Consider the following 24,001-nt stretch of genomic DNA (forward strand, 5'->3'; position numbering starts at 1 on the left):
CCGGGTGCCAGGACACACCATCTCCCTCGGACGAACCTCCGACCGCCGTCCGACCACCGTCCGACCACCCTCTGTTCGCCCTCTGTTCGCCCGCGGTCCGCACCGACGCCCCGGCACCGTCGCAGCTCCCGGACCTGCGTCTCTACTCGCCCCCGTACTCGCGGATGGTGATGCCGGAGAAGGTCGCGGTGCCGCCGTCGGAGAACAACGAGATGCCCGTGTCGCCCGTGTCGAAGTTCACCTGGTTCGAGAGGACCGTCGCGCCGTCGTCGACGAACACCTCCACGCTCTGCGTGTCCACGAGGATCCGCAGGTGCGAGGACCGTGTCGCAGGATCGACGGGAGCCGCCGCGCGGGTGTACGGCGAGAGCGCGAACCCGGCACGATCGGAGCGCGCGCGGTCGACGTAGAGGTCGCCACCGGCCGTGCCGATGTTCGTGGACCGAGTGGCGTCAGAGGAGCGTCCGACCGACACCCCGACGTTCGTGGCGTCGGACCACGTCACGTCGAGTTCGATCTCGTAGGCCCGCCCGTCGTAGGGCAGGACCGTGGATCCGTTGACCGACTGGTCAGCGATCGGGACGATCCGGGTCGCAGCGCTCCGGAGCGCTGCGACGGGCTCGCTGATGAGCGCGTAGCCGCCAGCGGACCGACGCCGCAGCGTGATCTCGCGGACGATCGAGTTCTGACCGTTGTACCCGTCCGAGGCGTCGGTCGGGACCTGCCGGTCGGCGTACTTCCAGTTGTTCATCCACCCGATGCCGTAGCGCTTCGTGTCCGGCGCTTCGACCGCAGGCCACGTGACGGCCGCGTACCAGTCCCAGCCCCAGTCGAGCCACTGCGGTGTGGGGTCGTCAGCGGTGAAGAAGGTTCCGTCCCACGAGCCGGTCCAGTAGGCGTAGGTGCAGGGCAGGCCCACGTTGTAGGCGTCCATGCTGCCGGCCAGGACCCAGTGCGTCGTCCCGTCGTCGGCGGTGATCTGGAACAGGTCGGGGCACTCGATGCCTCCGAGGTCGTGGTCGGGGTAGTCGAAGTTCCGTTGCAGGGTCCAGTCGACGAGGTTCTTCGACGTGTAGAACGCGGCGTACCGCTGCCGCCCGATGACGCAGACCCATTCGCTGCGGGCGGCGTCCCAGGCGACCTTCGGGTCACGGAACCACTCGGCGTTCGAGACCTCTGCGTCGGTGGTCGCTGCGCGGCCGTCGGTGTTGACGATGACGGGATCCGGTCGGGCGGTGAAGGAGAAGCCGCCGTCGGTGGAGAAGAACAGGTACTGCTCCTGGTACTTCCGCACACCCCCTGTCGGGCGGGTCGCGAGGGCGATGACGGCACCGGCACCGTAGCCGGCGGTGTCGTCGGTGTCGATCAGGGTGCAACCCGTCCACGTGGGCAGGTTGGTCTGCAGCGGGATGACCGTTCCCTCGAAGGTGAAGTCGACACCGTCGGTGGTGGAGACGTGGTCCCAGCCGCCGTCGCCGTTGTCCACGTCGGAGTGCAGGTAGTACAGCTGGTACGCGCCCCTGGTGAACACCGGACGCTGCGGATCGGACAGCCATCCGGCAGGCGGTGTCATGTGGTACCTGGCACGGAGCGAGGTGCCGGTCACTGCGGTTGCTGCGGACGAAGCCCCGGGTCGGGACAACGATGCGGCGCGTGCTGCTTCGCCTGGCGCGGTCGCGGCGAACAGTGCGAGCGCACTGATGCCTGCACCCTGGAGGAGTGCGCGTCGTCGGAATTCAGAGGTCATGGTCCACTCCGGTTCGAGGTCGGGATTGCGTCGGATCGTGCGCTTCGGGAGTCGCTCCCCGCACGGGGATCAGGTCGGTGGCACTCGGCAGATCGGCTCCCCGCCGGGCGACGGTGATCGCCGCGGCACGGGTGCAGACACGTCCGAGTTCCGTGAGGGTCGGTTCGCCGAGCGAGTCGAGAACGGTGGCGTGGTCCCGCAGCTGCCAGACGAGCGTTGCCATGTAGGTGTCGCCCGCTCCGACGGTGTCGACGACGTCGACGCGTTCACCGGGGACCCGTACCCGCTCGGTCGCGGTCGCCAGGAGCGAGCCGGTGGCGCCCGTGGTGAGGACCGCGAGCTGGGCGCCGCAGCCGAGCACGCGATCGAGGACGGCGTCCTCGGACAGCCCCGGGTAGAGCCACGCACCGTCTTCGTCGGAGAGCTTCACGACGTTCGCCGTCGCTGCACGGTGCTCGAAGGTGAGTCGCTCGTCGGCAGCCGCGCCGAGGAGTGCGGGACGGATGTTCGGGTCGAACGAGACGACTCCCCCGGCCGCCGCGGTGCGTCGCGCGAGTTCCGACACCTTGCTCGCCCCGGGTTCGAGGAAGACGCCGATCGATCCGACGTGCAGCCAGCTCGGCGTGCGTGGCAGCTCCGGCAGGTCCCACTCGACGTCGAACTCGTACGTCGGCTGGCCGTCCGCGTCGAGCCGGACAGAGGCGGAGGACGTCCGGCTGGCTCGGAACGTCCCGTCGACGAGTCGGACGCCGGAGGCCCGGAGGTGATCGGCGATGCGGTGTCCTCGGACGTCGTCCCCGAGCCACGTCGCGAACTCGACCGGTGCACCGAGCCTCCCCAACCCGAGTGCCACGTTCGCCGGGCTCCCACCGGGTACCTCACGCGGTGATCCGTCGTGCACGACGTCGACCAACGACTCGCCGGCAACGGTGATCAGGGGCCGGGTCATCTCGGACCCGCCACCGTCACAGCGCTCCGCAGTTCCCAGACCGACGCCTCGGGAGGAGCTTCCACAGTCCAGGGTGGTGCCTGCTCGGGGTAGACGCGCGTCGTGACGGATCGGCCGGCGCTGGTGAAGACCTCGACGACGGACCCGTCCACGAACACCCGCACCGCCGGCAGCTCGCTCCGCGGTCCGAACGGCGCCCGGACCACGGCAGGGCTCGTGTCCGCGCGAGCGTCCCCGCTGGCACGACTCCGATCGACGGTGAGGGTGTCGGCCTCCAGGTCGACACGGACGTCGAGGTACTCGGCCTCCGAGAACCGGAGACGGACGACGCCGGTGACCGGGGTCGGGAGCACGATCTCCACCTGCGCGCCGACCGTCGCCCCGTGGCCCGGACGCGACGTGCCTGCTCGCAGTGACTCCACCGCGGGGTGCGGTGCACTCGCGAGTCGTCCGTCGGTGAGCCACACCCTCCTGGGCAGGGAGACGGCACCGGACCAGCCCGCCTGCGCGGTCGCCTCCAGAGGACGACCTTCCGTGACCCACCCGAAGAGCACCGCACCCCACGACCCGGTCCGCATCACGGACGGCGCGTAGAAGTGCTGCCCGTGGTCGACCCGGTCGGGGTGCAGCGTGCCGGTCAACGGGACCGCGATGACCTCGCCCGGTCCGTCCTCGTGTGACCAGGACGCCATGAGGGCGACGTCGGTGCCGTCGACCGTGAGGATCTGCGGGCACTCCCAGCCTGCGCCGGTGTCGATGCCCTCGACCGTGGCACGGGTCATCGCGACCAGGTCGCCGGCGGACGCCCAGGTGACGCCGTCGGCGGATCGGTAGTGACGGACCGCCGCGGTCTGGTTCGCAGCCGCTGCTCCGACAACCATGGACCAGCCGTCCTCGTCCTGCCAGACGAACGGGTCGCGGAACATCGTGATCCCCTCGTCGGCCGCCGGGTCTGCCACGACCTGGACGGGTGGACCGAAGCTGGTGCCGCCGTCGGAGGACTCGGCGAGGAGCACCGACTGGAACGGGCTGTGGTCGACCTTGCCGGAGTAGTACGCGCGGACGACGTCGTCGTGGAGCACCGTGTTGCCCGACCACGCGCCCCCGGAGTCCGCGCCCCCGGGGACGGGGACGATCGCGGGCCGGTGCAGGCTCCAGTGCACCAGGTCCTCGCTGGTGGCGTGTCCCCACTCGACCGGGATCTCGAGGTCGACGAGCGGCCTCGACTGGAAGTACAGGTGCGCCTGTCCGCCGATGTCGATCGGTCCGTTCGGGTCGTTGAGGTAGCCACGGGGCAGCCGGACGTGGAACTGCGGGAGGTGGTGGTCGGTCATCGGGAGGATCCAGCCGTGACGCCCTCGATGAAGTACCGCTGGGCGAAGACGAAGAGCAGGACACTCGGGATCATCGTCAGCACCACGCCCGCGAGGACGACCGAGATGGACCCGGTCCCGAGGTTGCCCTGCAGACCGACCAACCCCAGCGGCAGGGTGAACGTGTCCTGCTGGTTGAGGAAGATCAACGGCCGGTAGTACTCGGCCCAGAAGCCGGAGAAGTTCAGGATCGCGAGCGTCGCGATCGCGGGGCTGGCCATCCTGGAGTAGACGTGCCAGAACACGCCGAACTGGCTGGCACCGTCGATGCGCGCTGCTTCGCCGAGCTCCTTGGGCATCTGCATGAAGTACTGCCGCATCAGGAACGTGCCGAACGCGCTCCCGAGGGCGGGGACGATCAGGGACGCGATCGACCCCGTCAGCCCGATGTCCTTGAGGATGACGAAGACCGGGATGATGATCGTCTGGATCGGGACCATCATCGTGGCGAGGAAGATCCCGAAGACGGTGTTCTTCCCCGGGAAGCTGATCATGGCGAACGCGTAGCCGGACAGGGTGCAGGTGACGGTCTGGCCGACGACGATCAGCAGTGTGACGACGACGCTGTTGAGGAAGAACTGGCCGATCGGGATCTGGTCGAAGACGGCCGCGTAGTTGCTGAAGTCCCAGGACAGCGGGAGCCACTGCGGCGGGTTGTCGAAGGACTCAGCCGGCGTTCGGAGGGACGTCGTGAGCGTCCACAGCAGCGGCCCGAGGGCGAACACGGCAGCGACGATCAGGATGACCAGGCCGACGATGCTCCCGACGGTGGCGACCGGACGTCGCCGGCGCACGATGTGGTCGATGCTCGGTTGTGCCACGGTTTCCGGGCTGTGCAGTGGATCGAACGTCTGTGTGGTCGTCATTGGTAGAACACCAGCTTTCGTGCGGCGATGAACTGGACGGCGGTGATGATCCCGATGATGACCAGCAGCAGGATCGCGATGGCGGAGGCGAATCCGAACTGCAGGTTCTGGAACCCGGCCTGGTACATCGAGATGGTGGCCGTCGTCGTCGCTGTACCGGGCCCGCCCTTGGTCATGATGAACGGTTGGTCGAACAGCTGCATGGCGTTGATCATCGCGATGACGGTCGCGAACAGGATCGTCGGGCTGATCAGGGGGATCTTGATCTGGAAGAGTGTCCGCCACGGGCCGGCGCCGTCGATCGAGGCGGCTTCCTGGACGTCCACCGGGACCGCCAGCAGCGCGGCGACGAACAACACGAACGTGAAGCCGACCTGTTGCCAGACCACGACCATCACGATCGTGACCTTGGCCCAGAACGGGTCGTTCAGCCAGTGCGCCCCGGGGAGGCCGATCTCGTTGAGGTAGTAGTTGATGAGGCCGAACTTCGTGTCGAAGATGTAGCCCATGAAGATCGACACTGCTGCTGTGGACGCCAGCAGCGGCAGGTAGAACGCGGTGCGGAAGAACACGCGGGTGGTGTTGCGCTTCCGGTTGTTCGCCAGCACCGCCAGCAGCAAGCCGAGCGAGATCTGCAGGACGACGATGGCGAGAGCGAGTCCGATGGTGACCCCGAAGGACGCCAGGACCGGCCCGTCGGTGAACAGTCGGACGTAGTTGTCCAGGCCGACCCACTCGGGACTGCTGATCACGTCCCACGAGGTGAACGACAGGCCGAGTGAGGCGAGGATCGGGACGAGGGTGAACACGGCGACGAACACCACCGCGAGCCCGATCATGAGGAAGCCGAACGTGGACTCACGCCGACGGGCACGTTTCGCCGCCGGCCGGCGGGCTGCGACCTCGGCCGCGCGCTGGGTGCGTCGTTCTGTCGTCGCGGTCATCACGATGCCTGCGCTGCGGCCTGCTCGATGTCAGCCTGTAGACCGTCGAGCGCCTTCTTCGCGTTCCCCGACGAGATGGCCTGCGTGGTCCGCTGGTTGAGGGCCGTCGCGAGGGCGTTGTAGTACGGCGGTGCGGAGATGGGCACCGAGTTGTCGAGCTGGTCGTAGAACACCGACCAGTGCTCCGGCCCCGTCGTGGAGTACCGCTCCGCGGTCATCAGCGACTTCTGCGCGGGTGTGGTCACGTTGCCCGGCCACAGCGCGTCGAAGCTCTCCGGCTGCACCATGAGCTTGATGACCTCGAACGCGAGGTCCTTCTGCTTCGACGAGTTGAAGATGCCGTACCCGCCGGCGCCGAAGAGCGACTTGTTGCTCTTCCAGGTCGGGAACTCGACGACGTCGAAGCTGCCGTTCCGCATCCCTGCGTTGTGGAGACCGCCGGCCCAGAAGCCGCCGCCGATCGTCATGCCGATCCGGCCGGAGGACATCAGGCCCTGGAGGGTGGCACCACCGCCGACGTCCGGCGAAGGGGACGCGCCGGACTTCTGCAGCTCGATGACGTACTCGAGTGCTTCGACCGCTGCGTCGGAGTTGGCGGTCGGGTCACCCCACTTCCAGCCGCCCTTGCGACCGGTGACGCCGAGCGGGTTGTCGGCGAACGCCTTGCTCTTCCACAACCAGTCGCCACCGGAGTACTTGCCCTCCTGCAGCAGGTTGCCGTCGTTGGCGTACAGGAACGAGGTCCAGCTGCCCCAGAGGCGCACGACCCAGTCGAACGCGTACGTGCCGGAACCGATCTTCGCGAGCCGTTCTGCGGAGGAGTGGAAGTCGTCCATCGACCAGTCGGCCGCGGGGCGCGCGAGGCCGGCCTTGTCGAAGAGTTCGGTCGAGTAGAACATGCTGCCCGCGTTGAAACTGTCGGGGAGCGTGTAGAGGTGGCCCTGGTACATCGTCGACTCGATCAGCGCCGGATGGGCACCGCTGAAGTACGCGTGCAGATCCGACAGGTTCTTCGTGACGAGGTCGTCGAGCGGGGCGAGCAGGTTCTTCGACGCCAGGAGCTGCTGGCCTTCGGTCGCCACGCTGACGATGTCCGGGACGTCGCCCGACGCGACCTGCGTCAGCACCTTGGCGAGGAAGTCGTTCCAGTCCGTGCCGTTGATCGCCGTGACCTCGAGACTCGCCTTCTTGTCCAGTTGCTTGATCTTCGGCTCGATCGCCTTCTGCAGCGCTGTGGCGGCGCTCTGCTCCCCGAAGTAGAGCATCTTCACCGTCCCCGTGTCGCTGCCTCCGCCAGCCGTCGAGCACGCCGCCAACGACCCGATGCCGGCCAGCGCGAGCCCGGCCCCACCGAACTTGAACAGCGTGCGCCGGTTGATGGGAGTGCTGAATCCATTCGTCACGGTCGCTCCTCTCTGAGCGATGATGACCCCGCTCCACGCCGGGCCAATACGTATTTGTGAGGCGATCGTACACAGTGGGCACCGGGGAGGCAATACGTATTTGCTTCTGGCATGATGAGCGGGACGAAGGAGATCCGATGGCGAGCCGAGAACGCACAGCGCAGTCGCACCGCGTCACGATGAAGGACGTCGCACGCCGTGCAGGGGTGTCGCAGCCGACCGTGTCGTTCGTGCTCAACGACCGTCGGGACGTCTCGATCGCTGACGAGACCCGTGCCCGTGTGCTCCAGGCTGCGAAGGAACTGGACTTCCAACCGAACCGGGCTGCGCAGTCGTTGCGCTCGAACCGCTCGTACACGGTCGGCGTCATCGCTGACCGGCTCGTGTCCCAGCCGTACGCCGGGCACATCGTGCTCGGTGTGCAGCAGGCGGTGCAGGAGGCCGGGTACGTCTGCTTCGTGGTCGAGACCGCCCAGACCACCGACGGCGGCAAGGCAGCGGTCGAGAACCTCGTCCGGCAGGGTGTCGCCGGCCTCGTCTACGCGGCGCCCGGACCGGAGTACGTCACCCCGGTCGCAGGGCTCGACCGTGTGCCCACCGTGTTCGTCAACTGCTTCCCGCCCGGCGACACCGACGCCGTGACCGTCCTGGCCGACGAGTTCCAAGGCGGCCGTGACGTCGCCGCCGCGGTCTTCGCCGCCGGCCACACCAGGGTCGCGTTCCTCGGAGGCCCCGAGGACGACTACGCCTGCCAGGAGCGCAAGCGTGGCCTCGAGCGCGCCGCCGCGGATGCAGGGATCGCTCCGGACTCCATCCGCGTCGAGTTCGGGACCTTCCAGGTGGGTTCGGGCTACGACCTCGCGATGGAGGTCCTGACGACCGAGCGGCCGACCGGGATCATCTGCGGGAACGACCGCATGGCGGTCGGCGCACTGATGGCGGCGCAGTCGCTCGGCATGCGCTGTCCCGAGGACGTCAGCATCGTGGGGTTCGACGACCAGCCGGACCTCGCCGATCAGATGCACCCACCGTTGACCACCGTCGCGCTCCCCCACCAGCAGATGGGTTTCGACGCCGGAACCCTGCTGCTGGCGGAGACGGAGCAGCCCGGTCGGCACCTCGTGCCGTGCGGGTACGTCCCCCGGAGCTCACTCGCAGCTCCCCGACCCGAAGGAACCTGATTGGCCGCCACACCCAGCACCCACTTCCGGCCCCCGAACGGCTTCGTCGGGGACGTGATCCCGTTCGAGCACGACGGCACGGCGTGGCTGTTCTACCTGCTCGACGAGCGTCCGGGTGTCCCCCCGCTCGAGCGAGCGACCGGGATGCCGTGGGGAGCCGTGACCACGACCGACTTCGTCGGGTTCGAGAGCAAGGGCGTGGTCCTGCCTTCGGGCGGCGCCGATGCCGGCGACTTCGACTGCTACACCGGAAGCGTCGTGCAGGACGACTCCGGCACCCTGCACCTGTTCTACACCGGGCACAACCCGCGGATCACGACCGAGGTCGACGGCGTCACCAAGGATGCCCAGGTCGTCTGCCACGCGACGTCCTCGGGTGATCTCACGGACTGGACGAAGCACCCCGGATGGGATCTCCCCGCACTCGCCGGGTACTCGCCCGAGGACTGGCGCGACCCCTTCGTGTTCCGTCCGTCTGCCGAGGGGCCGTGGCAGATGCTCCTGGCAGCGCGTCGACGCGACGAACCGTACCGACGATCCGGTCTGGTCGCGCGACTCGAGTCCGACGACCTCGTGACCTGGCGCGACGCGTCACCGCTCTGGGAACCCCACCGCTTCATCACCCAGGAGTGCCCCGACGTCTTCCAGTGGGGCGGATGGTGGTACCTCGTGTACTCGGAGTTCTCGGACGCGTTCTGCACGCGCTACCGCATCGCGACGTCCCCGGACGGGCCGTGGCTCGCTCCGGCGGACGACACCGTCGACGGGCGCGCGTTCTACGCCTCGAAGACGCTGGCGCTCGACGGCGAGCGGTACTTCGTCGGTTGGATCGCGTCGAAGGAGGGCGACCGCGACGACGGGGCCTGGCAGTGGGCCGGGACCATGGCCACCCTCCAGGCACACCAGCGGGTGGACGGGTCGTTGCGCTTCGACCTGCCCGAAGCCGTGAAGGCCGCGTACTCCGACGAGGTCGACGTGACCTCGGCCTTCCAACCGCGCAACGGCTCAGATCCGACGGTCGGTGCCGGCGCCGCCACGCGGTACGCGTCGTGGGTCGGTCCGGAACTCCCCACGGAGGCGCTGGTCAGCATGGACATCGACCTCGCGGCGGACACGAAGTCGCTCGGACTGCTCCTGCGCACCAGCGACGACACCGAGGACGGCTACGCACTGCGTCTCGAACCCGATCGGAACCGGCTCGTCCTGGACCGGTGGCCGCGCGGCAGCACCGGCACCGAGCAGTGGCAGATCCTCGGTGACGTGCCGCACGCCGTGGAACTGGAACGTGCCGTGCAGCTCGCCCCGGGCACGCACCGGGTCGACGTCCACCTCGACGGCGACGTCTGCGTGGCCGTGGTGGACGGCAGCGTCGCTCTGAGCACGCGGCTCTACGACCGGCCCGCCGGTCGGGTGGGGCTGTTCGTGCAGGACGGCGCCTTCACCCTCGAGCGGTTGACGATCCGGACGCGCTGACCCCGGCACGAGCACCGGAGCGCGCACCAGCACCGGAACCAGCGGGCACCGGCACCAGCACCAGCACCAGCACGGGCCGTCAGCGCAGGATGCCGAGCGCCCGGGCCTCGGACACCGCGGCGGTGCGGGAACCGACGCCGAGCTTGGAGAACACGTGCACCAGGTGTGACTTCACGGTGGCGTCGGTGATGTGCAGGCGTGCCGCAACATCGACGTTCGAGGCGCCCTCGGCGACGAGCCCGAGGACCTCGATCTCGCGAGCGGACAGGCTGACCCGTGGCGCACGCATCCGTGCCATCAGGCGGCTCGCGACCGCCGGTGCGAGGGCGCTCTCACCGGCGGCTGCGGCGCGGATCGCGGCGAGCAACTCGTCGGGTGGCGTGTCCTTGAGCAGGTACCCGCTGGCCCCCGCTTCGACGGCGCCCAGGATGTCGCCGTCGCTGTCGTAGTTGGTGAGGACCAGGACGTACGGCGCGGAGTCGGTCGACCGGATCTGCCGGGTGGCGTCGGCACCGGTGCGGTCCTGCCCGAACTGCAGGTCCATGAGCACGAGGTCCGGGTCCACGGACGCCACGAGGGCGGCGGCTTCGTCGGGGGTCGCGGCCTCCCCGACGACGTCGATGTCGACGGCCCCGTCGAGGAGTGCGCGCAGGCCGGCGCGGACGACGGGGTGGTCATCGGCGATGAGGAGTCGGATCACGGCTCACCGACCTCCACGGTCGCGGTGATGGTGGTGCCGTGCCCGGGTGCGCTGTCGATGGTGAGACGGCCACCGAGCTGGTCGACGCGTTCACCCATCGCGCGGAGCCCGAACGCGTCGGACGTGCCGGAGCGGGTGCCGGTGTGGTCGGGGTCGAACCCGGTGCCGTCGTCCTGCACCCGCAGGGACGCGTGCGTCGCGGTGACGTCGAGGGTGATGTCGACGGTCGTGGCGCCGGCGTGCTGGGCGACGTTCGCCACGGCACCCTGGGCGATGCGCAGCAGAGCGGTCTGCACGTCCATCGTCAACTCCGACGATTCGGGTGCTGCGGTCACGGTGATGCCGAGTCCCTCGCGGTGCCACTGGTCGCTGAGGCGGCGCAGCGCCGCGGGGAGTCCCGCGTCGAGGGACGGCGGTGCGAGCTCCCGGATGAACCGCCGGGTGTCTGCGAGACCGTCGGCCGCGGTGGCGCGTGCGAGGCGGATGTGCTCGATGCCCGGGCGGTCGCTGTCGGCTGCTTCGGCGGCGTGGAGGAGCATCTGGATGCTCGAGAGGTCCTGCGCGACGGTGTCGTGGATCTCGCGTGCCAGGCGGGCGCGTTCGGTGAGGACACCCTGCTGCCGTTCGGTCGCGGCGAGTCGGTCGCGGGTGGCGAGCAGTTCCGCCAGGAGTGCCTCCCGCTCGACGGACTCACGGGCGAGCGCGCGGTAGCCGAGGCCGATGAGCAACGCGACCCCGGCACCGACGAGGGGGCCGATCACCCCGCCCACGGTGAATCCGCCGTGCAGGCCCAGGGCGAGGACCGCGATCAGGGTGGCTGCGACCACTGCGGCCGGCCCGACGATCCTTGGCAGGACGTGCAGGTAGAGGAAGAACAGCGGGAACACCAGGTACGCCGCTTCCGGCACCAGGACGAGCAAGGCCACCCACACGGCGGTCAAGGCGGTGATCCAAGCCGCACCCACCACGGCTCGGCGTGTCTCCGGCGCGGCGGCGACACCGGCACCGAGCAGGTAGAGGACCGCGAACCCGACCACCAGGGCGATCGCCGCCCACATGGTCGGGTCGCGGACGACGAGGACGCGGACGACCACGAGCGCCACGAGCGCGGCGAACAGCACGTGCAGTCCGGTGCGGAGCCCGACGAACACGGGCGTGAGGGTGCTGTGTGCCATGTCCGTTGCAGCGTACGGCGGCCACGGCCCACCTGGCATCAACCAGAAGTCGGACGAGAGCAGTCAACCTCCCGGCGATGGCACCGCGACCGGCGACGGCGAGGCTCGTCTGGACGGCGGGGAGCGTCCCTGCTGTCGGGAAGGAACCATCGTGTTCGTCGCTTGGCGTGACCTCCGAGCCGCCCGTGGCAGGTTCGTGCTGATCGGGTCCGTGGTGTCGTTGATCACCCTGCTCGTCGGTTTCCTCGCCGGTCTGACCGGTGGGCTCGGCGCACAGGACGTGTCCGCGGTCCTCGGCCTCCCCGGGAACCGCCTCGTCCTGCAGGAGCCCTCGACCGGACAGCCGTCGTTCTCGCAGTCGACGATCGACGCCGCGACGGTCTCCGCGTGGCGGCAGTCCTCGGGCGTCGAGCACGTCACGCCGATCGGGATCGCACAGGGGCGGGCCGAAGCGCACGCCGAGACCGCACCAGCGGTGGCCGTCGCCCTGTTCGGCGTGCCGCGGGGAGCCCCCGCGTCGACGGTCACCGACCTGGCTCCGCGGTCCGACGACACGGTGGGCCTGTCCGCCGGCGCAGCGAAGGACCTCGACGTCGCCGTCGGGGACGCCGTCACGATCGCCGCAAGGACCTACCGGGTCGCCACCGTCGGCGGAGACGCCTGGTACAGCCACACCCCCGTCGTCGCGCTCTCCCCGACGGCGTGGGCGTCGACCGACCGGCGCCTCGGCGGGGACGGCGAAGCGACCGTGCTCGCCGTCTCCGGTGCGCCGGACTGGGGCAGCACGGCGGACCGCACGCACACCGTCGCCGCGTCGCCGCTCGCCAGCCTCACCGCGCTCGACACGTTCAAGTCGGAGGTCGGGTCGCTCGGACTCATGATCGTGATGCTCTTCGGAGTCTCCGCACTCGTCGTCGGGGCGTTCTTCACCGTGTGGACGCTGCAGCGTGCCGACGACATCGCCGTCCTGAAGGCCCTCGGCGCCTCCGACGCGTCGCTCGTCGGCGATGCCCTCGGCCAGGCACTCGTCGTCCTGGCCGTGGGCGTCGGGGTCGGGATCGGTCTCGTGTCGGTCCTGGGGACGCTCGCGAACGATGTCCTGCCGTTCCTGCTCAGCCCGCTCACCACCCTGCTGCCGGCCGCCGTGATGGTCGTCCTCGGCCTCGCCGGTGCCGCTGTCGCACTCCGCACCGTCACCAAGGCCGACCCCCTCACCGCACTCGGGAGCAACCGATGATCACCCTCGACGACGTCACCCTCACCTTCCCCGACGGCGACTCCCGCATCACGGCGGTGGACCGCGTGTCCCTGACCGCTCCGAACGGCGTGGTCACGGGCATCACCGGGCCCTCCGGCTCCGGGAAGTCCTCGCTCCTCGCCGTCGCTGCGACCCTGATCCGCCCGGACTCCGGGCACGTGTGGATCGACGACGTCGACGCAGCGACCCTGAGCCGGAACGAGGCGACGACGCTCCGCCGCGACCAGGTCGGCATCGTGTTCCAGCAGTCGAACCTCATCGAGTCGCTCACCGCGCGGGAACAGCTGCTCGTCATGGCGGAGCTCGGTGGCGGCCGCCGAGACCGGACCGCGGTGCACACCCGTGCCGATGCGCTGCTGGCAGCGGTCGGTCTCGCCGAGCACCGCGGCAAACGTCCCGCGCAGCTCTCCGGTGGCCAGCGGCAACGGGTCGCCATCGCCCGCGCCCTGGTGAACACCCCGTCCGTCCTGCTGGTCGACGAACCCACCAGCGCACTCGACCAGGAGCGGGGCGCCGAGATCATGGCGCTGATCGCGCGTCTCACGCACGAGCAGGGCACGGCGACGATGCTCGTCACGCACGACCTCGTCCACCGCGACGCGCTCGACCGCCTGGTCACCGTCGTCGACGGCCGCCTGACCGATGCCTGAGCGTTCGTCCCCCGAAATTCCCAACTGTGACGTATTCGAGACCTCGAGGCGCGCAAAGGGTGCCGATCTTCCACTGGTTTATCTCATGAGCGTGTTAGCGTGGCGCACATGACCGACACCACCACCGTCGTCTCGCCGGCATCTCCGGCGACCGCAGCACCCCTCCGTGAGGTCGGCGCCCTGATCCGGGGCGCCCGCAAGGGCCGCAGCATGACGCAGGCCCAGCTCGCCGAACGCGTCGGCACCAGCCAGAGCGCGATCAACCGCATCGAGCAGGGTGGGCAGAACCTGTCCCTCGAGATGCTCACCCGCATCAGCGACGCCCTCGACCAGCAGATCGTCTCGATCGGCGGCGCTCCGCAGCGTGCCCACCTTCGGGTGCAGGGCGGCCGGAAGCTCAGTGGCTCCATCGCGGTGAACTCGAGCAAGAACGCCGCCGTGGCACTGCTCTGCGCCTCGCTGCTGAACCGCGGCGTGACCCGTCTGCACAAGGTCGCCCGGATCGTCGAGGTCGACCGCATCATCGACGTGCTCCGCAGCCTCGGCGCGAGCGTCACGTGGTCCGAGGACGGCGAGACCCTCGAGATCGTCGCCCCCGAGGACCTGCGCCTCGACGCGATCGACGCCGACGCCGCCCGTCGCACCCGCAGCGTGCTCATGTTCCTCGGCCCGCTCAGCGGCCGGTTCGAGTCCTTCCGCCTGCCCTACGCCGGCGGTTGTGACCTCGGCACCCGCACGGTCGAGCCGCACCTCATCGCGCTGCGTCCGTTCGGCGTCGACGTCGAAGCGACGTCCGGCTGGTACGAGGTCGACGTCGCCAACCAGGCCGTCCCCACCAAGTCGGTCGTGCTGACCGAGCGCGGCGACACCGTGACCGAGAACGCGATCCTCGCCGCCGCCGCCCGCGACGGTGAGACCGTCATCCGGAACGCCAGCCCCAACTACATGGTGCAGGACCTCTGCTTCTTCCTCGAGCTGCTCGGGGTGCAGATCGAGGGCATCGGCACCACCACGCTCCGCATCACGGGCAAGAGCCGCATCGACGAGGTCGTGGACTACTGGCCGAGCGAGGACCCGGTCGAGGCCATGAGCCTGCTGACCGCCGGCATCGTCACCGCCTCGACCCTCACCGTGACCCGGGCGCCGATCGAGTTCCTCGAGATCGAGCTCGCGACCCTGGCCGAGATGGGCCTGCGCTTCGACGTCACCGAGGAGTACGCCGCCGCCAACGGTCGCACCCGCCTCGTCGACATCACGGTCCACCCGTCCGAACTGCACGCGCCGATCGACAAGATCCACGCGATGCCGTTCCCGGGCCTGAACATCGACAACCTGCCCTTCTTCGTCGTGATCGCGGCCATGGCCGAGGGCACCACGCTCGTGCACGACTGGGTGTACGAGGGCCGGGCGATCCACCTGCTCGACCTCACCCGCCTGGGCGCCAGCGTCACCCTGCGTGACCCGCACCGCCTCGACGTGACCGGTCCGACGCACTTCTCCGGCGCCGAGATCAGCTGCCCGCCGGCACTGCGGCCCGCCGTCGTGATCCTGCTGGCGATGCTCGCGGCCAAGGGTGAGAGCGTCCTGCGCAACGTGGGCATCATCGCCCGTGGCTACGAGCAGCTGCAGGAGCGCCTCAACTCGCTCGGTGCGTCCATCGAGACGTTCCACGACTGACGCGGGCCCCCGCAAGACACCGGTGTTCGCCGGTCGAACACGCGCAGAACGCGGTTCGGCACGCGAACACCGGTGTTCTGCGAGCCCGACCTGACGGCCCGTCCCCGCAAGTGGGGACGGGCCGTCACCCGTCTGACGGGGTCCCCACGGGCCTCCAGGCCGATGCCCAGGAGCGCTCCATGCGCCGCCCAGCCCGGACGGGCTGGATGGGCAGATGGCCACGAGATCGCTCCTGACCGTCCCCCTGCTCATCACCGTCGCGGCCGCCGCGGCGGCCTGGCTGGTGCTCGGCCCCGCCGGCGCGCTCGCCTTCGTCGCCCTCGCGTTCCTCGAGATCGCGATGGCTGCGGACTCGTCCGTGCCGATGGCCGGCATCGCCGGACGCCTGCACTCCCCCGCCCGCCGGCTGTTCCTGTCGCTCGGGATCGTCGCGGGCGTGCTCGCGATGCGGCTGCTGCTGCCGCCGGCCGCCGTCGCGGTCGGTGACGCGACCGACCCGGCGAGCTCCGTCGAGGAGGCCGTCTTCGCACCCGGCTCGTTCTCCGCGCACCTGGCCGAGGTGCGTCCCGCCCTGGCCGCCTTCGGCGCCGCGTTCATCTGGCAGGTCTTCGCCGAGTACCTGTTCAACACCGACCGCGCGTCCCGCAGGTCGTGGCTGGGCAGCCTGGAGGCGCGACTCGCCTCCGTCGCGCGACCGCGCGTCTGGTCGCTGGTCACCGCCACGACGGGGGTCGTCGTCACGTCCGTCCTCGTCGGGTCGCGTGCCGGGTGGGCGCCCGGTGTGCTGTTGCCGGTCGCGATCGGCGGGGCTGCCGGGATCGCCGCGTACCTCGTGTCGAAGTGGACCGCGGCGTGGGCGCTGCGCCCCGGGTCCGGGGGTGGCACGTCGGACACGGAGTCGATCGGGATCGGCCGCGGTGCCTGGCGGATCCACCTGTACGCGTCGACCGTCGTGTTCGAGCGGGGGCTCGTGGTGTTCATGCTCTTCGAGATCCTCGACGGCGTGTACAGCCTGTCGGGGTCCGGGCCGCTCGGGTCGGACGGGCTCGGGGCGCTCGAGCAGGCCGCCGTGGCGGTCGGGGCGATCGGTGTCGGCGCGGTGTTCCTGGCCCGCCTGACGTCGCGGGTCGACCAGGCCGCGGGGCTGAAGCGGTTGCGGTACCTGAAGGCCGGGGCGGCGTACGTCCTCGGGGTGCTGTCGGTCCTGCTCTGGGCGAGCCTGCTCGTGCCGATCCCGGGCGTGGTCGTCGGGTGGTTCGGGACCGTCGTGATCGGGTCCGCGCTGGTGAGCAGCCTGCCGTGGCGCGCGTGGTGGCGACGGGTGGTGCGTCGGCCGCGGACGGTCTGACGCGGACGCGGCTGGCTCTGAGCGCGTCGTCCCGTCCCGTCCCGGTGCGATCGGTACCGCGCAGCGGTGCGGCGCGTCGTCCGGCTGTTCTGGAAGGATCCACCGTGGATCGGCGTTGACTTGCGGGTCGGACGACGATCGGAGTGCACGTGCTGGGACCGGAACTGGTGGTCGTGCTCGGCCTCGCCATCGCGCTGACGGCGGCGGTCGCCGACCGGATCCGGATCGCGCCGCCCGTGCTGCTCCTGGTCTTCGGCGCACTGCTGGGGCTCGTCCCCGAGTTCGCGGACGTCGAGCTCCCCGCCGAGGCGGTCCTGCTGCTGTTCCTGCCGGCGCTGCTGTACTGGGAGAGCCTGACGACGTCGCTCCGCGAGATCCGGAAGAACCTGCGCGGCATCGTCCTGATGGGCACCCTGCTCGTCGTGGTCACCGCCGGTGCCGTCGCCACCCTGCTGCACCTGCTCGGCATGCCCTGGGGCCCCGCATGGGTGCTCGGCGCCGCGGTCGCGCCGACCGACGCGACCGCGGTCGGCGTGCTCACCAAGATGCTGCCGCGCCGGAACGTCACGGTGCTCCGCGCCGAGAGCCTGGTGAACGACGGCACGACGCTGGTGGTCTACGGCATCGCGGTGGCCGTCACCGTCGGCACGCAGGAGCTCACGTTCTGGGGTGTTTCCGGCATGCTCGCGCTGTCGTACGTCGGCGGGGTCGCCGCCGGGCTCGCCGCCGCCTGGATCGGCACGATGGTGCTGCGCCGGGTCGACACCGTCGTGCTCGAGAACCTCGTCACCCTGCTCGTGCCGTTCGCGGCCTTCCTGGCCGCCGAGGCGATCGGCGCCTCCGGCGTGCTCGCCGTCGTCGCAGCGGGCATCGTCGTCAGCCAGGTCGGGCCGAAGCTCGACCGCGCCGAGACCCGGCAGCAGGTCCGGGCCTTCTGGTCGTTCCTGACCTTCCTGCTCAACGGGGCACTGTTCGTCCTGGTCGGCATCGAGGCGATGGTCGCCGCACGCGCGCTCGACCCCGCGGACCTGCTGCGCGGGACGGGGATCGTCTTCGCGGTCGCGGTGCTGCTGGTGATCGTGCGCTTCGCGTTCCTGAACGCTGCGGGTGGGACGATCTGGCTCGTCACTCGACGCACCGGCGGAGAACCCCGTGAGGGACACCGTGACCGGCTGGTCAGCGGCTTCGCCGGGTTCCGCGGCGCCGTGTCGCTCGCCATGGCCGTGGCCGTGCCGCGCACCCTCGAGTCCGGCGGGGGCTTCCCCGAGCGCGACCTCATCGTCTTCGTCACCGCGGGGGTGGTCATCGTCACGATCGTCGGGCAGGCCCTGGTGCTGCCCGCCGTCCTGCGCCGCGCCGCACTGCCCGAGGACGAGTCGGTCAGCGACGAACGTCGCTACGCCGAACGCACCGCGATCGAGGAGGCCCTCGACGCACTCCCCCGCCTCGCACGGTCGACGGGCGCCGACCGTGCGACGGTCGCTCGTCTGCGGAAGGACTACGAGGCCCACCTCGACGTGATCGAGGCCCGCGAGGGGGACGACGACGACCACCCCGCACTCCAGCGGCACGACAACGCGGTCGCCCTCGAGCTCGCACTGGTGCAGCACAAGGCGAAGACCCTGCTGCGCCTGCGCGACGCCGACGAGATCGACGACCTGGTGCTGCGACAGGTGCGCGCCGGGTACGACGCGGAGGAGGCGCGGTTGGACGGCATCGAGTCGGTGGCGTCACCGCCCGCGTCGTCGTAGGGCGCCCCCGGGCACACCTGGTCGAAGCCGGCGTACCCGGTCTGTTGTGCTCACCAGGGACGCCCGTTTCCGGTTCCCGTCGCAGCGGGAACGCTAGCCTGGCCACAGTGATCCTCCGTCTCTCTCGGTGACCCACTGGTCGCCCAGCACCACCGGTTCGCCCCGCCGACGCGCGGGGGTGGTCTCGTGCGCCCGGACGGGGAACTCCATCAGGAGCTCCCCCACACCCGGCACACCATCCAGACCACCAGAGGAAGACCACTCCATGACGACCACCGACCGGTCCGCCCTGCGCGCGGACTGCGGCAACTGCTTCGCGCTCTGCTGCACCGCCTTCGGGTTCCAGCGTTCCGCCGACTTCCCGATCGACAAGCCCGCCGGCACCCCGTGCGGGAACCTCGCTGACGACTTCTCCTGCACCATCCACCAGACGCTCCGGCCGCGGGGGTTCCGGGGGTGCACCGTCTTCGACTGCTCCGGTGCGGGCCAGTACGTGTCGCAGACCCTCTACGACGGGGTCAGTTGGCGTGACCACCCTGACTCCCGCGCGGAGATGTTCCGGGTGTTCCCGATCGTCCGCCTGCTGCACGAGATGCTCTGGCACCTCGCCGAGGCGCAGGACCGTGCGGTCACGCCCGACTCGGCGGAGGACGCCGGGCTCCTGACGCGGGAGATCCGGCGCGTGCTCGTCGCAGGTCGCCCGACGCTCCTGGCGCTCGACGTCGAGCCGCTGCACGAACGCGTCCGGGACGTCCTGGTCGAGGTGAGCGGCGAGGTCCGGGCCAGGTACCGCGCCGGCCAGGACGATTCACGGGCCGGACTGCTGCGACCGGGGGCCGACCTCGCCGGTCGTGATCTGCGGGGCCGGCCGATGGCCGGCGCCGACCTGCGGGGTGCCACCGCGATCGGGGCGGACCTGCGCGGCGTGGACCTGTCCGGCGTCGACTTGCTCGGGGTCGATCTGCGGGACGCCCGGCTCGACGGAGCGGATCTGTCCACCGCGCTGTTCCTCACGCAGGCGCAGGTGAACGCGGCAGGCGGTGACACCGCCACGATGCTGCCCGACGGGATCGACCGACCGTCGCACTGGGTATCGGTGGTGGTCGAGCGGACCGTGCACCGGATCCCCCGGAACTGACATCCGTTCTCATCTATAAATGTATTGCAACTTCTGCATGCGTGGCCTACGCTGAGGGTATCCCAACCGTCGATCAGCAGGAGGTCACCATGGCCGAGCACGAGAACAGCGCAGAGCACACCGTCGCCGAGCACACCCACCAGGACGGCTGCGGCCACGAGACGGTCCAGCACGAGGACCACGTGGACTTCGTCCACGACGGCCACAAGCACGCCCAGCACGGCGACCACTACGACGAGCACTGATCTCCTGATCAGCGCAGGCCCGTGATCAGCACCGATCAACGGACCTGCACGACGGCCCCGACGCACCGCGCCGGGGCCGTCGTGTTGCATGCACGTATGCGCGTGCGCTTACATGAGTCCATGTCAGACGGGATCGAAGCAGCGGCGGACCTCTTCAAGGCGCTCTCCTCGCCGGCGCGACTGCGGATCCTCTCCGCGTTGATCGCCGGACCGTCCGACGTCGGCTCGCTCGCCGACGCGACCGAGCTCTCGCAGCCGCTCGTCTCCCAGCACCTGCGCACGCTGCGGCTCGCAGGCATCGTGCAGGTCGAGCGCATCGGGCGGAACGCCGTCTACTCGCTCCACGACGAGCACATCGCCCACATCGTCGGCGACGCGGTCAGTCACGTCAGCGAAGCCGGAACCGACACCGACTGAACCGGCTGCTGCTGCCAGACACCGCTCAGCAGCACTCGCAACCGACAGCTGCACGCTCCCCCGTCAGCGCGGCGACGGGCTGCTTGCACGCGTCGCCGCGCCAGGCTTCGAGCCCCTCACGCACGGCGAACCCGACCACGACGAGGCCGGCGAGCGGATCGGCCCACCACCAGCCGAACAGCGTGTTCGCCAGCAGGCCGAGCAGCACCGCCGCCGACAGGTAACTGCATATCAGCGTCTGCTTCGAGTCGGCGATCGCGGAGGCCGAACCGAGCTCACGTCCGGTCCGCCGTTCGACGAGGCTCAGGAACGGCATGACCGCCAGGCTCACCGCGGCGAGGACGATGCCGACCGGGCTGTGCTCCGGTGAGCGGACACCCGTGAACGTCAGGACGGCGTCGATGCTGACCACGGCAGCGAGCCCGAAGAACGAGACCGCGATCACCCGGAGCGCCGTCCGCTCCCGCGCCTCCGGGTCCCGCGCGGCGAACTGCCACGCGACGGCCGCTGCCGACAGGACCTCGACGATCGAGTCGAGCCCGAAGCCGATCAGCGCGGTGGACGACGCCACCGAACCGGCGGCGATCGCCACGACGGCCTCGAGCACGTTGTAGGCGATGGTCGCCGCGACGATCCAGCGGATCCGTCGCCGGAGGACGCCAGCACGGACCGGCGTGAGCGAAACCACGGCGGCGGTCACCGCTCGGCCCCGCAGCCGACGTCCACGGCGCAGCCGTCACCGTCACCATCGCCGTCGACGTCGACTGCCAGCACCACGTCGACCAGGGACTCGAGCGCGCGGGTGATGTTGCCGTCCGCGATCTCGTAGCGGGTCCGCCGTCCCTCGGGCACGGCGACGACGATCCCGCAGCCGCGCAGGCACGCCAGGTGGTTCGACACGTTGGTCCGGGTCAGCTCGAGTTCCTCGGACAGCCGCGCCGGGTAGCCGGGGTCGTCGAGTAGTCGGAGCAGGATCCGCGCTCGGGTCGGGTCGGACAGTGCCCGTCCGAGCCGGTTCAGGACGTCGAGCCGCGGGGCAATGGTCAGCATGCGCTGACCATACATCGGGCCGCGCCCAGACCGCCACAAGTCCGGACGACACGTCTCGCCCTCGGACATCGCGCGGGCTCAGACGTCCCCGAGCCGCCGCCCGGTCAGCCCGTCGTTCCAGCTCGTGCGTCCGCCGGCAGCACGCGACTCGTGCACGCCGTCGTGGCCGCTCGGTCGATCGCAGCGCCAGCGGTCGAAGACGCTGCAGCAGCGGTGGTCGGATCGGTGGTCGGTGTCGTGGTTCTCGTGCATCGCACCGATGAGACGTGACGACCCACGGTTTCGTCACGAACCGGCACCGAACTCCCTGCACCACGAACGATGGTGAGCAGGAACGGTCGAGTCCCCCTTCAGCACCCGACCGTTCCTGCTCACCAAGCGCTCGCGACGCGAGCGAAGCCCGCGCCCGCGACCCCGCGCCTAGCGCTTGAGGTTCGTGAGCTCCTGCAGCACCTCGTCCGAGGTCGTGATGATGCGGGCGTTCGCCTGGAACCCACGCTGCGCCACGATCAGGTTCGTGAACTCCTGCGACAGGTCGACGTTCGACATCTCGAGCGTCCCTGCCGCGAGCGAACCGACGCCGGCCGAACCGGGGCCCCCGACCGTCGCACCGCCCGAGTTCGCGGTCGCGCGGTAGCCCGACGCCCCGGTCTTCTCCAGGCCGGCGGGGTTGGCGAAGGTGGCCAGCGCGATGCGGCCGAGCGCGAGCGACGCACCGTTCGAGAACGTGCCGGTCACGGTGCCGTCCTTCGAGATCGAGTAGCCCTGCAGCGCCCCGGCCTCGCGGCCGTTCTGCGAGCCGATCGCCGCGGTGTTGAGCGAGGCGAACCCGGTCAGGTCACCCATGTCGACCCGGATGCCGCCGACGGCGAGGGTGCCGCCGGCGGTCAGCTTGCCGTCGGTGCCGAAGGTCAGCGAGGTGGTCGCCGTGGTGCCCTGTCCGTTGCGCCCGGTGACGTCCCAGCCGCCGGCGGTGCGCGTGTAGGCGAGCGACATCGTGTGCTTGGCACCGGAGGCGTCGTACACGGTGGCCTCGCGCGTGATGGTCTGGCCGACGGCGGTCTCGGACGGCAGGTTGCCCGCGACGGTGGCCGCGGTGGTGCGGACCGCCGGGGCTGCTGCTTCGAGCGGCAGCGTGATGTCGGACAGCTGCCCGTTCTCGTTGACGACGCCGTTCGTGGCCGGGTAGCCCTGCACGATCTTGCCGTCGGCGGTGACCAGGCGGCCGTTCGCGTCGAAGTCGAACGCCCCGGCGCGGGTGTAGACGGTGTCGTTGCCCAGGCGGGTGACGAAGAACCCGTCGCCCGAGATCATCAGGTCGGTGGCCTTGCCGGTGGCCTGCGCCGACCCCTGCGAGAAGTTCGTGGAGACCCCGGCGACCTGCACGCCCAGGCCGATCTGGGCCGGGTTCGTGCCGCCGATCCCGGTCTGCGGTCCGCCGGCACCCTGGGTCATCTGCGACAGGGTGTCCTGGAACACGGTGGTCGACGACTTGAAGCCGACGGTGTTGACGTTGGCGATGTTGTTGCCGGTGACGTCGAGCATCTGCTGGTGGGAGCGGAGGCCGGAGATCCCGGAGTAGAGCGAGCGGAGCATGGTGCGTCCTTTCGGAGAGGCAGGGAGATCGAGGGAGAACGAGGAAGAGCGAAGAACGGAGCAGCGGGCGTCAGGACGCCGGAGCGGTGGTGGTGATGCCGGAGATCACGTCGAGAGCGACCTCCTTCCCGTTCACGGTGACCGTGGGCACGCTCTTCGCGTACGACACGGCCGAGGCGGTCCCGGTGACGGATTTGCCCGAGTCGGCGTCGGTGTAACTGACCTGCTTGCCGACGAGGTTCGCCGCGGCGATGCGCATCTGGAGCGAGAAGTTCTCGTTCCCCGTCGTGGTCTGGTTGGTGATCTGCTCCATCATCGCGAGCTGCGTCTGCTGGCCGATCATCTGGTTGGTGTCCATCGGCGACGACGGGTCCTGGTTGCGCAGCTGCGTGACGAGCAGCTTCATGAAGACCTCGGAGTCCATCGTCTGGGACTTCTGTGCGGTGGAGTTCGCGGCGAGGGCCGCGGCCTGCGCGGTCGGGTCCACGCTGCCGGTGATGCCGTCGATGGGCATGGTGCGTTCCTGTTCGTGAGCCGGATCAGGCGAGGACGTCGAGTCCCGCGGTGCGGATGGAGGGCGTGTGGGTGGCGGGCTGCGTGCGCGGGGTGCCCCGCGCCTCCAGTCCGGGGTCGCCAGGCAGCACACGTGCGGCCGGGCGCTCGTCGCGACCCGGCGCGTCCTGCGGCTGGTTCTGCGACGACAGGTCGAGCGTGGTGCTCACACCGGTGCCGCCGGCGTCGCGTCGCAGGTCCGGCAGCACCTGGCGGACGGCCTCGCGGCCGGCGTCCGACGCGGCGAACAGCTCGACGTGCATGCCGTGCGCGGTGACGTGCGCGCGCACCGTGACCGGGCCGAGGCTGTCCGGCACGACCTGCACGGTGACGACGTGCTCGCCGGGGCCGGCCTGTGCGAGCGTGAACACCGGTCGCGCCAGCTGCTGGGCGAGCGGCGCCGGGGCCGGCGCGGTCGCCGCGGCCGGCGCGGCGGTCGGCGTCGTCGACATGACGAACGGGGTCTCGCCGCCGCGGCTGGGGACGACGGCCGGGAGGCCCGGATCAC

At 70.2% G+C, this 24,001-nt stretch carries 24 protein-coding genes; 10 read left to right on the forward strand and 14 right to left on the reverse strand.

Annotated features, from left to right (window positions below):
* Window positions 1-142: 142 nt before the first annotated feature.
* Genes H489_RS29770 through H489_RS29795 form a run of 6 tightly spaced genes read right to left on the reverse strand, consistent with a single transcriptional unit; the run spans window position 143 to window position 7,282 of the window.
* Entirely contained in the window at window positions 143-1,747 is a 1,605-nt protein-coding gene (locus tag H489_RS29770) for a glycoside hydrolase family 32 protein (protein ID WP_031259874.1), read from the reverse strand.
* Window positions 1,737-2,696, reverse strand: coding sequence for a carbohydrate kinase family protein (locus H489_RS29775; RefSeq protein ID WP_017887445.1), 960 nt, complete (start codon window positions 2,694-2,696; stop codon window positions 1,737-1,739). Before H489_RS29775 ends, H489_RS29770 begins: the two co-directional genes overlap by 11 nt.
* Window positions 2,693-4,030, reverse strand: a complete 1,338-nt coding sequence (locus H489_RS29780; RefSeq protein WP_017887446.1) for a glycoside hydrolase family 32 protein — start codon at window positions 4,028-4,030, stop codon at window positions 2,693-2,695. Before H489_RS29780 ends, H489_RS29775 begins: the two co-directional genes overlap by 4 nt.
* Entirely contained in the window at window positions 4,027-4,935 is a 909-nt protein-coding gene (locus tag H489_RS29785; protein WP_017887447.1) for a carbohydrate ABC transporter permease, read from the reverse strand. Before H489_RS29785 ends, H489_RS29780 begins: the two co-directional genes overlap by 4 nt.
* Complete coding sequence (locus H489_RS29790) at window positions 4,932-5,879, reverse strand: carbohydrate ABC transporter permease (protein ID WP_017887448.1); 948 nt, start codon at window positions 5,877-5,879, stop codon at window positions 4,932-4,934. Before H489_RS29790 ends, H489_RS29785 begins: the two co-directional genes overlap by 4 nt.
* Window positions 5,879-7,282 carry an ABC transporter substrate-binding protein gene (locus tag H489_RS29795; RefSeq protein ID WP_017887449.1) on the reverse strand — a complete coding sequence of 468 codons (1,404 nt, stop codon included), beginning with the start codon at window positions 7,280-7,282 and terminating at the stop codon, window positions 5,879-5,881. The genes H489_RS29790 and H489_RS29795 overlap by 1 nt, the downstream gene beginning before the upstream one ends.
* A 137-nt stretch (window positions 7,283-7,419) precedes the next feature.
* Between H489_RS29795 and H489_RS29800 the strand changes: the two genes are divergently transcribed.
* Together H489_RS29800 and H489_RS29805 are read left to right on the forward strand one after the other, a co-directional pair.
* On the forward strand, window positions 7,420-8,463 hold the full coding sequence (locus H489_RS29800; RefSeq protein ID WP_017887450.1) for a LacI family DNA-binding transcriptional regulator: 1,044 nt from the start codon (window positions 7,420-7,422) through the stop codon (window positions 8,461-8,463).
* Window positions 8,464-9,936, forward strand: a complete 1,473-nt coding sequence (locus H489_RS29805) for a GH32 C-terminal domain-containing protein (protein WP_017887451.1) — start codon at window positions 8,464-8,466, stop codon at window positions 9,934-9,936.
* Between the two features lie 79 nt (window positions 9,937-10,015).
* Here the strand turns inward: H489_RS29805 and H489_RS29810 are convergent, their stop codons facing one another.
* Window positions 10,016-10,636 (reverse strand): response regulator, encoded by a 621-nt coding sequence (locus H489_RS29810; protein ID WP_017887452.1) that lies wholly within the window; start codon window positions 10,634-10,636, stop codon window positions 10,016-10,018.
* Entirely contained in the window at window positions 10,633-11,811 is a 1,179-nt protein-coding gene (locus H489_RS29815; protein ID WP_017887453.1) for a sensor histidine kinase, read from the reverse strand. The genes H489_RS29810 and H489_RS29815 overlap by 4 nt, the downstream gene beginning before the upstream one ends.
* Window positions 11,812-11,962: 151 nt before the next feature.
* Here H489_RS29815 and H489_RS29820 point away from each other — a divergent pair, with 151 nt between their 5' ends.
* The 8 genes from H489_RS29820 to H489_RS29855 all read left to right on the forward strand — a co-directional run bounded on the left by H489_RS29820 (window position 11,963) and on the right by H489_RS29855 (window position 20,295).
* Window positions 11,963-13,048 (forward strand): FtsX-like permease family protein, encoded by a 1,086-nt coding sequence (locus H489_RS29820; protein WP_017887454.1) that lies wholly within the window; start codon window positions 11,963-11,965, stop codon window positions 13,046-13,048.
* Entirely contained in the window at window positions 13,045-13,719 is a 675-nt protein-coding gene (locus H489_RS29825; protein ID WP_017887455.1) for an ABC transporter ATP-binding protein, read from the forward strand. The genes H489_RS29820 and H489_RS29825 overlap by 4 nt, the downstream gene beginning before the upstream one ends.
* A 108-nt stretch (window positions 13,720-13,827) precedes the next feature.
* Window positions 13,828-15,396, forward strand: coding sequence for a helix-turn-helix domain-containing protein (locus tag H489_RS29830; protein WP_017887456.1), 1,569 nt, complete (start codon window positions 13,828-13,830; stop codon window positions 15,394-15,396).
* A gap of 214 nt (window positions 15,397-15,610) precedes the next feature.
* Entirely contained in the window at window positions 15,611-16,744 is a 1,134-nt protein-coding gene (locus tag H489_RS29835) for a DUF475 domain-containing protein (RefSeq protein ID WP_017887457.1), read from the forward strand.
* A gap of 149 nt (window positions 16,745-16,893) precedes the next feature.
* Window positions 16,894-18,495, forward strand: a complete 1,602-nt coding sequence (locus H489_RS29840) for a Na+/H+ antiporter (RefSeq protein ID WP_031259878.1) — start codon at window positions 16,894-16,896, stop codon at window positions 18,493-18,495.
* 265 nt (window positions 18,496-18,760) lie between these two features.
* Window positions 18,761-19,633, forward strand: a complete 873-nt coding sequence (locus tag H489_RS29845) for a pentapeptide repeat-containing protein (protein WP_017887459.1) — start codon at window positions 18,761-18,763, stop codon at window positions 19,631-19,633.
* Window positions 19,634-19,722: 89 nt separating this feature from the next.
* Entirely contained in the window at window positions 19,723-19,878 is a 156-nt protein-coding gene (locus H489_RS29850) for a hypothetical protein (protein ID WP_017887460.1), read from the forward strand.
* Window positions 19,879-19,998: 120 nt separating this feature from the next.
* Complete coding sequence (locus tag H489_RS29855) at window positions 19,999-20,295, forward strand: ArsR/SmtB family transcription factor (RefSeq protein WP_017887461.1); 297 nt, start codon at window positions 19,999-20,001, stop codon at window positions 20,293-20,295.
* 25 nt (window positions 20,296-20,320) lie between these two features.
* On the opposite strand, the gene H489_RS29860 is transcribed toward H489_RS29855, so the two are convergent.
* From H489_RS29860 to H489_RS0119235, 6 genes are all read right to left on the reverse strand, one after another.
* Window positions 20,321-20,995, reverse strand: a complete 675-nt coding sequence (locus tag H489_RS29860) for a cation transporter (RefSeq protein ID WP_017887462.1) — start codon at window positions 20,993-20,995, stop codon at window positions 20,321-20,323.
* The gene (gene cmtR, locus H489_RS29865; protein ID WP_017887463.1) at window positions 20,992-21,345 is read right to left on the reverse strand and encodes a Cd(II)/Pb(II)-sensing metalloregulatory transcriptional regulator CmtR; all 354 of its coding nucleotides are present in this window, start codon (window positions 21,343-21,345) and stop codon (window positions 20,992-20,994) included. The genes H489_RS29860 and cmtR overlap by 4 nt, the downstream gene beginning before the upstream one ends.
* 78 nt (window positions 21,346-21,423) lie before the next feature.
* On the reverse strand, window positions 21,424-21,597 hold the full coding sequence (locus H489_RS38245) for a hypothetical protein (protein WP_017887464.1): 174 nt from the start codon (window positions 21,595-21,597) through the stop codon (window positions 21,424-21,426).
* A gap of 168 nt (window positions 21,598-21,765) precedes the next feature.
* A complete protein-coding gene (locus H489_RS29870) occupies window positions 21,766-22,941 on the reverse strand; it encodes a flagellar hook protein FlgE (protein WP_017887465.1) in 1,176 nt (391 codons plus the stop codon).
* 70 nt (window positions 22,942-23,011) lie between these two features.
* Window positions 23,012-23,455 (reverse strand): flagellar hook assembly protein FlgD, encoded by a 444-nt coding sequence (locus H489_RS29875; protein WP_017887466.1) that lies wholly within the window; start codon window positions 23,453-23,455, stop codon window positions 23,012-23,014.
* A 25-nt stretch (window positions 23,456-23,480) separates the two neighbouring features.
* On the reverse strand, window positions 23,481-24,001 hold a 521-nt coding region (locus H489_RS0119235), incomplete at its 5' end, for a flagellar hook-length control protein FliK (protein ID WP_031259882.1).

The sequence above is a fragment of the Curtobacterium flaccumfaciens UCD-AKU genome (genome assembly GCF_000349565.1).
Lineage (GTDB): Bacteria > Actinomycetota > Actinomycetes > Actinomycetales > Microbacteriaceae > Curtobacterium > Curtobacterium poinsettiae.